The sequence below is a fragment of the Stenotrophomonas sp. EMP41 genome (assembly GCF_047495535.1).
GTDB lineage: Bacteria > Pseudomonadota > Gammaproteobacteria > Xanthomonadales > Xanthomonadaceae > Stenotrophomonas > Stenotrophomonas sepilia.
In genome coordinates this window covers 1,036,571-1,049,281 of the sequence record NZ_CP179923.1, presented here as the reverse complement: position 1 = coordinate 1,049,281, position 12,711 = coordinate 1,036,571, and the positions used below count along the sequence as shown (strand labels likewise).

The window sequence follows — 12,711 nt, the reverse complement described above, 5'->3', positions numbered from 1 at the left end:
CTTCAGTCGGCCAGGCCGCGCAGCAGGTCGTTGACGCTGGTCTTGCTGCGGGTCCTGGCATCAACCTGCTTGACGATCACCGCGCAGTACAGCGAGTGGGTGCCGTCCTTGCTCGGCAGCGAACCGGACACCACCACGCTGTACGGCGGGATATAGCCGTAGCTGATCTCGCCGGTGGCGCGGTTGTAGATGCGGGTGCTCTGGCTGAGGAACACGCCCATGCCGATCACGCTGTGGTGGCCGACCACCACGCCTTCCACCACTTCCGAACGCGCGCCGATGAAGCAGTGGTCCTCGATGATGGTCGGGCTGGCCTGCAGCGGCTCCAGCACGCCGCCGATGCCGGCGCCACCGGACAGGTGGCAGTGCTGGCCGATCTGCGCGCAGGAACCGACGGTCGCCCAGGTGTCGACCATGGTGCCTTCGCCGACGTAGGCGCCGATGTTGGTGAAGCTCGGCATCAGCACTACGTCCTTGCCGAAGTACGTGCCGCGGCGGGCGATCGCACCGGGCACCACGCGCACGCCGCCACGGCGGAACTTCGCTTCGTCATAGCCGGCGAAGCGCGATTCGACCTTGTCCCAGAACGGTGCCGGTCGTGCATCGACCACCGCCATGTCGTTGACGCGGAAATACAGCAGCACGGCCTTCTTCAGCCACTCGTTGACCTTCCAGCCGCCCTGGCCGTCCGGCTCGGCGACGCGGAATTCACCGCTCTCGAGACCGTCGATCACGCGGTTGACCAGCGGCCGGGTCGAGCCTTCCAGCTCATGCAGGGTCAACGTGGCGCGGCGCTCGAAGGCGCTCTCGATGCCGAACTTGAGTTCCTCCACGCCGGGTGCCGACGGCTTGCGCAGCGACTTGCGGGCGATGGTTTCGGCGCGGACGGCTTCGGCGCTCCTGGCCGGCGCCGGCTTCTTCACAGCACGCTTGACCGCAGCCGTTTTCTTCGCCGGGGCCTTCACCGCAGCGGCCTTCTTCGGCGCAGTGGCCTTCTTTGCGGCCGGTGCGGCTGCAGCAGGTTTCCGGGCCGCTGCGCTCTTGGGGGTCGCGGCGGTCTTCTTGGCGGGCTTGGTGGCCATCAGGCGGGGTCTCCGGCGTTTCGATCAGGGTCCAGGCAGGCCAGCATTGCGTCATGCAGCTGCTGCCGGGCAGGTTCAGTCAGGGGGAGGTCGTGTTCGTCACTGATCACGAAGGTGTCTTCGGCGCGCTCGCCGAACGTGGCAATGCGCGCATCATGCACGCGCAGGCCCTGGTTGCGCAGCACGAACGCCACATCGGCCAGCAGGCCGGGACGGTCGGGAGCGACCAGGGCAAAACGGGTTGCGCCCGGTTCATCGCGGAACTCGATGCGCGGAGCGAAGCGGAAGTGCCGCAGTTGCCGCGGTACCACACGGCGCGACGGCCGCAGGCGCGACAGGTCACCACTGAGTGCCTCGCGCAGCGCCGCCTCCAGGTTGGCACTGCTGCCATCGGCAAACGTGTCGGCCGGGTTCACTTCGAAGGTATCGAAGATGGTATCGGCCGGACCGTCCAGCACGCGTGCGCGGTGAATGCCATAGCCCTTGCGGTCAAGGGTCATCACGATCGCGGCGAACAGGCCGTCGCGGTCGGGCGAGTGCACGAACACTTCCAGCGCCGGGTCATCGACACTGATCCGGCGCACCTTCACCAGCGCCTGGCCCTGCCTCACCGGTACCAGCGCGGCTGCCTGCCAGGCCAGCTGCTCGGGGCGCAGACGAATGAAGCCCTCATCCGGCATCACCGCGAACTGGCGATCGATGGTGGCGTCGTCGTAACCCTGCTCGCGCACCAGTGCGCGCACGCTGTCACGTGCCTCGGCCACGCGTTCGGCGGCCGGTACCGGATGCTCCAGCCCCTCGCGCAGCGCGCGCCGGGTGGCGAAGTACAGGTCGGCCAGCAGGCGGTCCTTCCAGGCATTCCACAGCTTCGGGCTGGTGCCGGCGATGTCGGCACAGGTCAGCAGGTACAGGTAGTCCAGGCGGTCGCGGCTGCCGACCAGGGTGGCGAAGCGATGGATCACCACCGGATCGGCGATGTCCTGCTTCTGCGCGGTCACCGACATGCGCAGGTGCTGTTCGACCAGCCATGCCACCAGCTCGGTATCGGTGCCACTCAGTGCATGTGCCTGGCAGAACGCACGCGCGTCCACCGCCCCCAGCTCGGAGTGGTCACCGCCGCGGCCTTTGGCGATGTCATGGAACAGGCCGGCCAGCAGCAGCAGTTCCGGCTTGCGCAGGCGTGGCCAGACTTCGTGCGCGATCGAGAAGCGCTCGTCGGCACGGCTGCTGGCGAACTGGCCGATGTTGCGCAGGACCATCAGCGTGTGCTGGTCGACCGTATAGACATGGAACAGGTCGAACTGCATGCGCCCGCTGACCTGGGCAAACGCGGGGATCCACTGGCCAAGCACGCCCAGCCGCGCCATGCGCGAAAGCGTGTCGACCGGACGCTGGCCGCGCAGCAGGGCAAGGAAGTGCTCGCGTGCGTCGGCGTCGGCCTGGTCATAGGCCGGCAGCAGCGGCAGCGACTCGGCCAGTGCACGCGCGGTCAGCGAGTGCAGGCCGCGCACCTGCGGGTTGTTGGCCCAGCTGGAAAACAGCGCGAACACCTGGCCGATGTCGCCCTGCGGCCAGTCGGCCTCGTTGGCGGCCAGGTAGCCACGGCGCAGGGAGAAGCCCACGGTCAGCGGTTCCGGCTGGGCCTCGCCATCGAACTGTTCCTCGAAGCGCTGCAGCAGGCGGTCGCTGATCCGGCGCACCACCAGCGCGGCGCGGTAGAAGCCCTGCATCATTTTTTCGACACCGAGATTGTCGGCATCGTCTTCGAAGCCCAGACGCGCGGCCAGGGTCTTCTGGTAATCGAAACGCAGGCGCTCTTCCGGGCGGCGCGCGACCAGGTGCAGGCCGAAGCGCAGCCGCGCCAGCACTGCACGCTCGCGCTTCAGCGCGGCCGCTTCGTCGGCACCCAGGTGGCCCAGGCCGACCAGCGCTTCCAGGTCGCGTACGCCGAAGGCGCGCAGCGCCATCCAACCCAGCGTGTTGAGATCGCGCAGGCCGCCGGGACCATCCTTGAGATCCGGCTCCAGGTTGTCGGCAGTGTCGCCGAAGCGCTGGTGGCGGTTGCGCAGCTCTTCCAGCTTGGCCAGGAAGAAGGCACGCGCCGGCCACAGCTCACGGTCGTCGATGGCCTCGCGCAGCGCACGGCGCGCTGCATCATCAGCCAGGATCGGACGCGCCTCGATCAGCGCGGTCAGCACGGTCTGGTCAGCCGCCGCCTCGCGGCACTGCAATGCAGAACGCACCGCATGGCTGACCGCCAATCCGCAGTCCCACAGCAGCGCGAACAGGCGTGCCAATGCCGCTTCATGCGCCCGTTGTGCGGGCGGGTCGCCGAGCACCAGCAGGTCGATGTCCGAACGCGGAAACAGTTCACCCCGGCCATAGCCACCGACCGCGAACAGCGACAGGTCGCTGTCGGCCGGTAGGCAACGCTGCCAGGCCAGGCGGATCAGATGGTCGGCCGCGCGCGCCCGCAGCGCCAGCAGGCGCTCGATGTTGTCGCCCTGGTCGAAGCGGCGATACAGGCGCGCGTCGGCCTGCTGCAGCGCCTGGCGCGCGGCAGCAGCCCAGTCCGGGTCGTTGAGCGACGCGGCCGGCGTGTCCAGCAGCGAACTCGCCGGCAGCATCGTCAGGAAACCTGCGACTCGCCCGGCGAGAGGGTCAGCACGTCCACGCCGGTCTCGGTGACCGCGACCATGTGCTCCCACTGCGCCGACAGCTTGCGGTCCTTGGTCACCACGGTCCAGCCATCCGGCAGCACCTTGTTGTAGCGGGTGCCCTCGTTGATCATCGGTTCGATGGTGAAGGTCATGCCGGGCTGCAGCACCAGGCCCTGGCCCGGGCGGCCGTAATGCACCACCTGCGGCTCATCGTGGTAGACCTTGCCGATGCCATGGCCGCAGTACTCGCGCACCACGCTGAACCGCTCGCCTTCGGCATAGCTCTGGATGGCATGGCCGATGTCGCCCAGGGTGGCGCCCGGGCGCACCGCGCGGATGCCGCGCCACATGGCTTCGTACGTGGTTTCCACCAGGCGGCGGGCCATCACCGACGGGGTGCCGACGAAGTACATGCGGCTGGTGTCGCCGTGCCAGCCGTCCTTGATGACGGTGACGTCGATGTTGATGATGTCGCCATCCTTGAGCACCTTCCCTTCGCTGGGGATGCCGTGGCAGATGACGTTGTTGACCGAGGTGCACACGGTCTTGGGGAAGCCGCGGTAGCCGACGTTGGCCGGAATGGCGCCCTGCACGTTCACGATGTGGTCGTGGCAGATGCGGTCCAGTTCCTCGGTGGTGACACCGGGCTTGACGTGGGGGGTGACGATGTCGAGCACTTCGCTGGCCAGGCGGCCGGCGATGCGCATCATCTCGATTTCCTGCGGGGTTTTCAGATTCACGCTCATGGCACCCATTATCGCCGATCCGGCCGCAATCTGAACGAACGCCACCCAACTGCCGATCCGGGGCATGCACGGTTCCGGCAAGGAAAGTGAAAGCGTGATGGCCTCCACTCTTGCGCCTGCCTATTTATCACGGATTACAGACACTTACGCCTCCTAAGCTGGACCCACTGTCGTCAAAGCGGCGCCGAACGTGCCGTCTTCGCCTTGTTCAACGGACCTTCGGGTCAGGGAGGTTGTCCATGCGATCCCCAGTTCGATCACCGCTGGCATGGGCCGTGGCCGGGCTCCTGCTGTCCGGCCCGGCGCTGGCCGCCGACACCACCACCTTCAACGTCACCCTGGTGGTCACCAAGGCCTGCACCATCACGGCGGCGGCCGCCACCAACGTGGACTTCGGCACCGCGGCATCAACCACCACCACGCCCACCCTGGGCCAGGGCACGGTGACCGCCCAGTGCTCGGCACTGACCCCGTACACGATCTCGCTGAATGCGGGCGCCAATGCCAGCACCGCCAATGACGTCACCACCCGGCGGATGAAGAACACCAATGCGGCGGTGACCGCCAACAACTATGTCGGCTACCAGCTCTACCAGGATGCCGCACATACCCTGGTCTGGGGCGCCACGACCGGCACCAACACCCAGGCCGGCATCGGCACCGGCCTGGCCGTGCCCTACATCGTCTACGGCCAGATCCTGAACCTGAGCACCAACAACCCGGCCGCCGGTAACTACCTGGATACGGTTACCGCCACGATCACCTATTGATGGAGCACGCCCCCATGGCCGGATCCCGCCCGTGGCGCGCCACCGGCGTGGCGCTGCTCGCCCTGTACCTGCTCGCCATCGCGGCCGCCGGCGCCACCAGCCTGCAGGTGGCCCCGACCACCCTGCAGCTGGAAGCCCGCCAGCGTGCCGGCGAATTGTGGCTGACCAACAGCGGCACCTCGCCGGTGAAGCTGCAGGTACGCGTGTTCCGCTGGGTGCAGCAGGACGGCCAGGAACAGCTGCTGCCCACCGATGCGTTGATGGCCACCCCGCCGATGCAGGAACTGGCCGCCGGACAGCAGCAGCTGGTGCGGGTCATGCGTCCGGACAAGGAACCGCCAGCGGCACAGCAACATTACCGCCTGATCGTTGACGAGGTGCCCGACCTGGCCATCCGCGCGGGTGGCATGCAGTTCGTCCTGCGCTATTCGATCCCGGTGTTCGTGCAGCCCTCGGCCGGCACGCTGGCGCCGCAGTTGCGGGCCCGGCTGGTAAAGCTGGCGGACGGCCGCAACGGCGTCGAAGTAGCCAATTCGGGCAACAGTTACGCTCAGATCGCCGATCTCGCGCTGGGCAGCGCCACGCGCCCACGCATCGTCCATCCCGGGCTGCTGGGCTACGTATTGCCCGGCCAGGTGATGCGCTGGCCGATCGAACGCACGGCGATCGACCGCGACAACGACCAGATCACGGCCAAGCTCAATGGCGAGTCGGAACAGACGCCACTGTCGCCCCCACCGGCTCGCTGAGGCGTTGATGGGCGCGCTGTTGGCTGCCCTGGCTCCCGCGGCGACCGAGGCCGCCGATGTGTCCGGCGTGGCCACGGCTGCTGATGTATCCGGCGTGTCGGCCGATGCGATCCTGCCACCCCCTACCCCACTGACCGCCAGCCAGACGCTGTACCTGGATGTGTCGCTCAACAGCACGCCGCGCGGCCTGCTGCCGTTCACCGAGAACCGGGGCCGGCTGCAGGCCAGCCCCGAAGTGCTGCGCCAGCTCGGCTTCAACGCCAGCGGCGATGCACCGGTCTATCTGGACCAGATCAGCGGTGCGGTGGTGCGCTACGACGCCCACATGCAGACCCTGGCGCTGGACGTGCCGCTGGACCAGCTGGCACTGCCGACCACGGTGCTCAGCCGGCCGCAGGCGCGTGCGCCGACCGGCAGCGCCTCGCCCGGCGTGCTGCTCAACTACGACGTCTACGGCAGCCGGGTGGACACGCTCGGCAACCTCAGCCTGAGCTCGGAGCTGCGCGTATTCGGCATCGGCAATGGCACTTTCGAGAACACCGCCATCAGCCGCCGCTACCAGCAACCCGGCGACCGCCATTGGCGCGGCGAGAGCGTGCGCCTGGACACACGCTGGAGCCTGGATTTCCCCGATAGCGCAACGACCCTGGAGATCGGCGATTTCTACAGCGGGTTCGTCGACTGGACCCGCCCCGTGCGCCTGGGTGGCCTGCAGATCGGCCGCAACTATGGCCTGCAGCCCTACCGCGTGCTGACGCCCACGCCGAGCTTCCTCGGCCAGGCCGTGGTGCCCTCCACGGTCGAGCTGTATGTCGATGGCCTGCGCCAGTACAGCGGGCAGGTGCCGGTCGGTCCCTTCCAGCTCGCAGCACAGCCCGGCATCAGCGGCACCGGCAACGCACAGGTGGTGGTGACCGACGCATTCGGCCGCATGCAGACGCTGGACTTCAGTTTCTACGGCACCCAGCAGCTGCTGGCCAAGGGCCTGTCGGACTGGTCGGTCGGCGTCGGCCACCTGCGCCGGGATTTCGGCGAGCGCTCCTTCGCCTATGACGATCGTACGGTGGCCAGCGCCAGCTGGCGCGGCGGCGTCACCGACACGTTCACCGGCGAGGCGCATGCCGAAGGCGGCGGCGGCCTGGCCCAGGGCGGCATTGGCGGCTGGTGGCTGCTCGGCGCCGCCGGCGTGTTCAATGCCGCCTATGCGCACAGTGACTACCACGGCCTGCAGGGTGGGCAATGGGCGCTGGGCTACAGCTGGAACAACCGTCGCTTCAACGTCAATCTGCGCAGCGTGCGCAGCCACGGCGACTACCGCGACCTCGGCGCGCTGCAGGGCAACCTGCCACCAAGCATCAGCGAGCAGGCAACGGTCGGCCTGGACCTGCTGCGGCTGGGCACGCTCAGCGCCAGCTATCTGCGCCTGCGCTACCCCGACGGAGACGACAACCGCTATGCCAGCCTGTTCTGGTCGCGCACCTGGAGCCAACGTTGGTCGGCCTACCTGTCGGTGAACCAGAACCTGGACCGCAGCGATGACCGCAGCATTTACCTGTCGATGACTGCCAGCCTGGGCAACAATCGCCAGGCCAGCCTCTCCAGCCAGCGCAATGGCGACAGCCAGAGCTGGGTCGCGGACGTGACCCAGCCGGTGCCCGGCGATGGCAGTGCCGGCGGCGTCGGCTGGCGCGCGCAGCTGCGCCACGGCGAGGACGGCAACGGCGGCCTGGCCGAGGTCGGCATCCTCAACGATGTCGGCCGCTATTCATTCGGCGCCTCGCGCCAGGGCGGGCTCAACTATGCCTACGCCAGTGCCAGCGGCAGCCTGGTGTGGATGGGCGGGCACGCCTTCGCCACGCGCGAGGTAACCGATGCGTTCGCGGTGATCAGCACCAATGGCGTCGCCGGCGTCCCGGTGCGGCTGGAGAACCGGCTGATCGGTGTCACCGACGATCGCGGCCTGCTGCTGGTCAGTCCGCTGCTGTCCTGGCAGCGCAACCGGGTCTCGATCGACACCCTGGACCTGCCCGAAGACATGCGTGCCGACCGCATCGAGGACTGGGTCACGCCGCGCCAGCGCGCGGGTACCCGCGTGACCTTCCTGTTGCGTTCGCGGTCGTCACTGAGCCTGACCCTGCTGGCGATGAACGGCCAGCCTCTGGAGGTGGGCAGCGAGGTGCAGCTGCCTGACGGTCGCCAGGCCACGGTCGGCTACGACGGCCTGCTCTATCTGGAAGATGTCGCCGCCGGCAGCGTGCTGTACGTCACCACCAGCCATGGCCCGTGCCGGGTGAAGGTACCGGACCTGCCCAAGGTGGTGGCGTCCGGCGCGCGGCCGAAGCCGGCGCCGCAGCAGTGCATCCCGGAGGTGGCGCCATGAGGGTGCTGCTGCTCGTCCTGTTGCTGTGGGCCGGCCTGCTGGCAGCGGCGCCGGCCGGTGCCACCGCAGTCTGCACGGCGGTCGCCAATCCGACCCTGCCGTTCGGCAACATCAACAGCAATGCACCCGGCCCGAGCACGGCCAACCTCAACATCACGGTGACCTGCACCACCGCCGCGCTGAGCCTGCTGGCCACCACCGGCGTGCGCGTCTGCGTGGGCATCGGCGCAGGCAGTGGCGGCGGCAGCAGTTCCACGTTCCGCACGATGGCCACCTCCACCAGCGACACGATGAATTTCCAGCTGTACAACAACGCCAGCTTCGGCCAGGTCACTGGCCTGGTCCCGCGCGGCACGCCGCCAGCGCAGGAGCTGACCATGAGCTACAACGTACCGCTGCTGACCGGCGGCAGTGGTGCGCAGACTGTGCAGCTGTTCGGTCAGATTCCGGCCAACCAGGTCCTCGCCTCCGGCGCGTACAGCAGCACTTTCAGCGGTGCCAGCGTGGTGCTGACCTGGGCCTGGAACGAGGTGCTGGCCGGTAGCGCCACCGTCCCCGCCACCTGCAACGGCGGTGCCACCGGTACCAACAGCGCGAGTGCGGCCTTCAGTTTCACCGCTACCGCCAACGTGCTGCCGCAATGCGGCAGCTACGTCACCACCAACATGAATTTCGGCAACGTCACCGGCGGCATCCCGGCCAACATCGACCAGACCGCCACCCTGACCCTGACCTGCCTGAAGAACACCGCCTTCCAGGTCGGCCTGAACAACGGCCAGAACAATCCTGCCGCCACCACCACCCGGCGCATGGCCACCACCATCGGCAACAGCACCTACTACCTGCCCTACGAGCTGTACCGGGATCCGGCACGAAGCCAGCGCTGGGGCAACACCCTGGCGGTCGACACGGCCAGCAGCACCGGCACCGGCAGCGCGCAGCAGCTGACCATCTATGGCCGGGTGCCGCCGGTTACCGGCCAACCCCCGGCCGGCACCTACAACGACCTGGTGACGGTGACGATCACCTACTGACCAGCGTGCCGACCAACGGTCGGCACCCACCGGACGAAGGCCGTGCCGAGCGCCGGCTCGGCGCTACAGTTGCGGCGCATCCAGCCGATACCGCGCAGCAAGTCTTTCAGCACGGTGGATGGCAGGTGGTTCGCACATTCCTGATCGGGGCGATGCTGGTCGCCAGCACGCCGGCCCGCGCCGAACCGCGCAGCAGCACGCTGCAGATCCGGCTGACCGTGGTCGAGTCCTGCAGCGACGATGCCGGCGCTCCCCCTTGCGCGGCGCCACACCAGCGCAGTGACGCCCCCAAGGTGCCGCCCCAGATCCGCGACCTCGCGCCTCCGGCGACAGACGACAGCGCAATGCCCTCCGTGACCCTCATCTACTGATGCGCGCGCTGCTGATCCTGCTTGGACTGCTGCTGGCGCAGCCGTCGGCGGCGCTGGAGCTGTTGCCGACCACCCTGCAGCTACCCGCCGAAGGCGGCCGCGCCGAACTGTGGCTGCGGAATCCGGGGCCCGGCCGCTGGCAGGGCCAGGTGCAGGTGCTGGCGTGGGATCAGCAGCTGGACGCCGAACGACTGCACCCCAGCGACCACATCCGGGTCAGCCCGGCGCGGCTGGACCTGGCCCCCGGCAGCACCCAGCGCGTCTGGCTGCTGCCAGGCGGTCCGGCAGCATCGGCGGGCGAACAGGCCTATCGGATCGTACTGGCGCCGGCTTTGCCGGGGTTGCCGCGCTATTCGCTGCCGCTGTTCCGCGGCCCAGCGGCGCCAGCGCCGAATGCCCGGCTGCAGGGCTGCGTCGAGGCACATGGGCCTCGGGCCATGCTGCGACTCAGCAATTCCGGTACCCTGCATGGCCGCCTGCACGATCTGCGATTCATAGCGGCCGACGGCCAATCGTCGCTGCTGGTGGCCGGGCTGGCCGGCTATATCCTCGCAGGCCATGAACGCCGCTGGCCCCTGCCTGCCCGCCCCGATGATTATGTCGGCGGCCACTTCCAGGCCCGCCTGCAGGACGGCCGCGAGGTCGATCTGGCCGCATCTGACCCTGCCATTGCAGCGGACGCCCCCAGCGGGCTATAATCGACCGGATTCCTGCCGCCTGCGTGCGCGGGAGCCCGTCCACACCGGACGTCACCGGTGAATCCACACCTGCTGCCCCCATCCGTGCCGGGGTGCTCCGCAAGGAGTTCGGCCACGGAGGCAACAGGGAAGCCCAACCCCGGAACCGATCGCGCTTCCACGCGTCCCGCATACCTATCCCGCGGGCGGAATCGCTGGTTCCATATCAGGAGTATTGCAATGCCCCAGGTCACCATGCGTCAGATGCTGGAAGCCGGCGTCCACTTCGGCCACCAGACCCGCTACTGGAACCCGAAGATGGCTCCGTACATCTTCGGCGCCCGCGGCAAGATCCACATCATCAACCTGGAAAAGACCGTCCCGCTGTTCAACGATGCGATGAACTTCATCTCGTCGGTTGCCCAGAAGCGCGGCACCGTCCTGTTCCTGGGCACCAAGCGCAGCGCCCGCGAAACCATCAAGGAAGAAGCCGAGCGTTGCGGCATGCCGTTCATGAACCAGCGTTGGCTGGGCGGCACCCTGACCAACTTCCGTACCGTCAAGCAGTCGGTTGCCCGCCTGAAGGAACTGGAAGCCGGTGAAACCGACGGCACCTTCGAGAAGCTGGTCAAGCACGAAGTGCTGGGCCTGCGTCGCGAGCGCGACAAGCTGGAAGCCTCGCTGGGCGGTATCAAGGACATGAACCGTCTGCCGGACGCCATCTTCGTGATCGACATCGGCCACGAAGACATCGCGATCAAGGAAGCCAAGAAGCTGGGCATTCCGGTCATCGCCGTGGTCGACACCAACTACAACCCGGAACTGGTGGACTACGCCATCCCGGGCAACGACGACGCCATCCGCGCTGTGCAGCTGTACGCCCGCGCCGCTGCCGACGCCGTGCTGGAAGGCAAGGCGGCTGCCCCGCACGCCGCTTCGGTGCGCGAGGAAGAGTTCGCGGAAGCCGCTGCTGAAGGCGAAGAGAAGCCGGCCCGCCGCGCTCCGGCCAAGAAGGCTGCCAAGAAGGGCGACGACGCCCAGGCCTGATCCAGGCCCCGGGTGGACGCCCGGCGTCCACCCTCCCTGCACGCAGCCATCGGTGCGTGACAGGACCGTGTCACACGGGCCGGCCACCATGCCGGCCCAACCCCTTTCTTTCGTGAGGTAATCCCGTGGAAATCACTGCTTCCCTGGTCAAGGAACTGCGCGAGCGCACCGGCGCCGGCATGATGGAATGCAAGAAGGCGCTTACCGAAGCCAACGGCGACATCAACGCCGCTGCTGAAGCCATGCGCAAGTCCGGCGCTGCCAAGGCCGACAAGAAGGCTGACCGCGTGGCCGCCGAAGGCCGTCTGGGCCTGGCCCAGGACGGCGGCAAGGCCGTGCTTGTCGAAGTCAACTCGGAAACCGACTTCGTCGCCAACGATGACAACTTCAAGTCCTTCGTCAACGCCGTCGCCGCCGCTGCCCTGGCATCGGGCGCCACCGACGTCGAAGCCGTGAAGGCCGCCACGCTGGCCGACGGCCGCACCGTTGAAGAAGCCCGCGCCACCGCCGTGCAGACCCTGGGTGAGAACATCCAGATCCGCCGCATGGTCAAGGTCGACACCACCGGCAACATCGGTGCGTACGTCCACACCAACGGCAAGGTCGGCGTGCTGGTCGACCTGATCGGCGGCGACGTCGAGCTGGCCCGTGGCCTGGCGATGCACGTGGCCGCGCTGAAGCCGCCGCACAACAAGGCTGCGGACGTTCCGGCCGAGTTCGTCGAAAAGGAAAAGGAAATCGAGCTGGCCAAGATGACCGAGAAGGACAAGGCCAAGCCGGCCGACATCCTGGAAAAGATCATCAGCGGCAAGATCAACAAGATCGTCAGCGACGTGACCCTGTACGGCCAGACCTACGTGCTGGGCGACACCACCGTCGAGCAGGTGGTCAAGGCCGCTGGCGCGGACGTGGCAGGCTTCAAGCTGCTGATCGTCGGCGAAGGCATCGAGAAGGTGGTGGAAGACTACGCCGCCGAAGTTGCCAAGGCGATGCAGGTCTGATTCCAGCCTTCCGGCTGTGAAGCGACCAGAAGGAGCCGCGGGAAACCGCGGCTCTTTTTTTATGCATGGGCCCAGGGATTAACCCATGGCCCATCGGTGGGTGCGCACCGTTGGTGCGCACAACCGGCACCTTTGCGTTGCGCTCGAATCAAGCCGATACTCAGTCGCAGGGAATCCTCAGTCACCTAGCAGGA

Annotated in this window: 11 protein-coding genes; 8 read left to right on the top strand and 3 right to left on the bottom strand. The window is 67.7% G+C overall.

The window, feature by feature from the left end:
• Positions 1-2: 2 nt before the first annotated feature.
• From dapD to map, 3 genes are read right to left on the bottom strand one after another with little or no spacing between them, the layout of a single operon-like run.
• Positions 3-1,082: a 2,3,4,5-tetrahydropyridine-2,6-dicarboxylate N-succinyltransferase gene (dapD, locus tag ACMGRF_RS04755; RefSeq protein ID WP_049412173.1), complete on the bottom strand. Its 1,080-nt coding sequence runs from the start codon at positions 1,080-1,082 to the stop codon at positions 3-5.
• Complete coding sequence (locus ACMGRF_RS04750; RefSeq protein WP_414485683.1) at positions 1,082-3,709, bottom strand: [protein-PII] uridylyltransferase; 2,628 nt, start codon at positions 3,707-3,709, stop codon at positions 1,082-1,084. Before ACMGRF_RS04750 ends, dapD begins: the two co-directional genes overlap by 1 nt.
• Positions 3,710-3,711: 2 nt before the next feature.
• Positions 3,712-4,497, bottom strand: a complete 786-nt coding sequence (gene map, locus ACMGRF_RS04745; protein WP_032955117.1) for a type I methionyl aminopeptidase — start codon at positions 4,495-4,497, stop codon at positions 3,712-3,714.
• A gap of 230 nt (positions 4,498-4,727) precedes the next feature.
• Between map and ACMGRF_RS04740 the strand changes: the two genes are divergently transcribed.
• From ACMGRF_RS04740 to tsf, 8 genes are all read left to right on the top strand, one after another.
• The gene (locus tag ACMGRF_RS04740) at positions 4,728-5,258 is read left to right on the top strand and encodes a spore coat U domain-containing protein (protein ID WP_049438435.1); all 531 of its coding nucleotides are present in this window, start codon (positions 4,728-4,730) and stop codon (positions 5,256-5,258) included.
• The gene (locus ACMGRF_RS04735; RefSeq protein ID WP_262224154.1) at positions 5,258-6,007 is read left to right on the top strand and encodes a molecular chaperone; all 750 of its coding nucleotides are present in this window, start codon (positions 5,258-5,260) and stop codon (positions 6,005-6,007) included. Before ACMGRF_RS04740 ends, ACMGRF_RS04735 begins: the two co-directional genes overlap by 1 nt.
• A gap of 7 nt (positions 6,008-6,014) precedes the next feature.
• Entirely contained in the window at positions 6,015-8,387 is a 2,373-nt protein-coding gene (locus ACMGRF_RS04730) for a fimbria/pilus outer membrane usher protein (RefSeq protein WP_414485682.1), read from the top strand.
• Positions 8,384-9,421 carry a spore coat protein U domain-containing protein gene (locus tag ACMGRF_RS04725; protein ID WP_099495068.1) on the top strand — a complete coding sequence of 346 codons (1,038 nt, stop codon included), beginning with the start codon at positions 8,384-8,386 and terminating at the stop codon, positions 9,419-9,421. The genes ACMGRF_RS04730 and ACMGRF_RS04725 overlap by 4 nt, the downstream gene beginning before the upstream one ends.
• Before the next feature lie 152 nt (positions 9,422-9,573).
• Positions 9,574-9,792, top strand: a complete 219-nt coding sequence (locus ACMGRF_RS04720; protein WP_049438432.1) for a hypothetical protein — start codon at positions 9,574-9,576, stop codon at positions 9,790-9,792.
• Positions 9,792-10,490: a molecular chaperone gene (locus tag ACMGRF_RS04715; protein WP_099495070.1), complete on the top strand. Its 699-nt coding sequence runs from the start codon at positions 9,792-9,794 to the stop codon at positions 10,488-10,490. Before ACMGRF_RS04720 ends, ACMGRF_RS04715 begins: the two co-directional genes overlap by 1 nt.
• A 219-nt stretch (positions 10,491-10,709) precedes the next feature.
• Positions 10,710-11,516: a 30S ribosomal protein S2 gene (gene rpsB, locus ACMGRF_RS04710; RefSeq protein WP_005408748.1), complete on the top strand. Its 807-nt coding sequence runs from the start codon at positions 10,710-10,712 to the stop codon at positions 11,514-11,516.
• Positions 11,517-11,641: 125 nt separating this feature from the next.
• Positions 11,642-12,517 (top strand): translation elongation factor Ts, encoded by an 876-nt coding sequence (tsf, locus tag ACMGRF_RS04705; protein WP_005415856.1) that lies wholly within the window; start codon positions 11,642-11,644, stop codon positions 12,515-12,517.
• Positions 12,518-12,711 lie beyond the last annotated feature (194 nt).

Bases quoted from the DNA above. Each gene is read 5' to 3' on its own strand.
- dapD (WP_049412173.1), bottom strand. From the start codon at position 1,082: ATGGCCACCAAGCCCGCCAAGAAGACCGCCGCGACCCCCAAGAGCGCA.
- ACMGRF_RS04750 (WP_414485683.1), bottom strand. From the start codon at position 3,709: ATGCTGCCGGCGAGTTCGCTGCTGGACACGCCGGCCGCGTCGCTCAAC.
- map (WP_032955117.1), bottom strand. From the start codon at position 4,497: ATGGGTGCCATGAGCGTGAATCTGAAAACCCCGCAGGAAATCGAGATG.
- ACMGRF_RS04740 (WP_049438435.1), top strand. From the start codon at position 4,728: ATGCGATCCCCAGTTCGATCACCGCTGGCATGGGCCGTGGCCGGGCTC.
- ACMGRF_RS04735 (WP_262224154.1), top strand. From the start codon at position 5,258: ATGGAGCACGCCCCCATGGCCGGATCCCGCCCGTGGCGCGCCACCGGC.
- ACMGRF_RS04730 (WP_414485682.1), top strand. From the start codon at position 6,015: ATGGGCGCGCTGTTGGCTGCCCTGGCTCCCGCGGCGACCGAGGCCGCC.
- ACMGRF_RS04725 (WP_099495068.1), top strand. From the start codon at position 8,384: ATGAGGGTGCTGCTGCTCGTCCTGTTGCTGTGGGCCGGCCTGCTGGCA.
- ACMGRF_RS04720 (WP_049438432.1), top strand. From the start codon at position 9,574: ATGCTGGTCGCCAGCACGCCGGCCCGCGCCGAACCGCGCAGCAGCACG.
- ACMGRF_RS04715 (WP_099495070.1), top strand. From the start codon at position 9,792: ATGCGCGCGCTGCTGATCCTGCTTGGACTGCTGCTGGCGCAGCCGTCG.
- rpsB (WP_005408748.1), top strand. From the start codon at position 10,710: ATGCCCCAGGTCACCATGCGTCAGATGCTGGAAGCCGGCGTCCACTTC.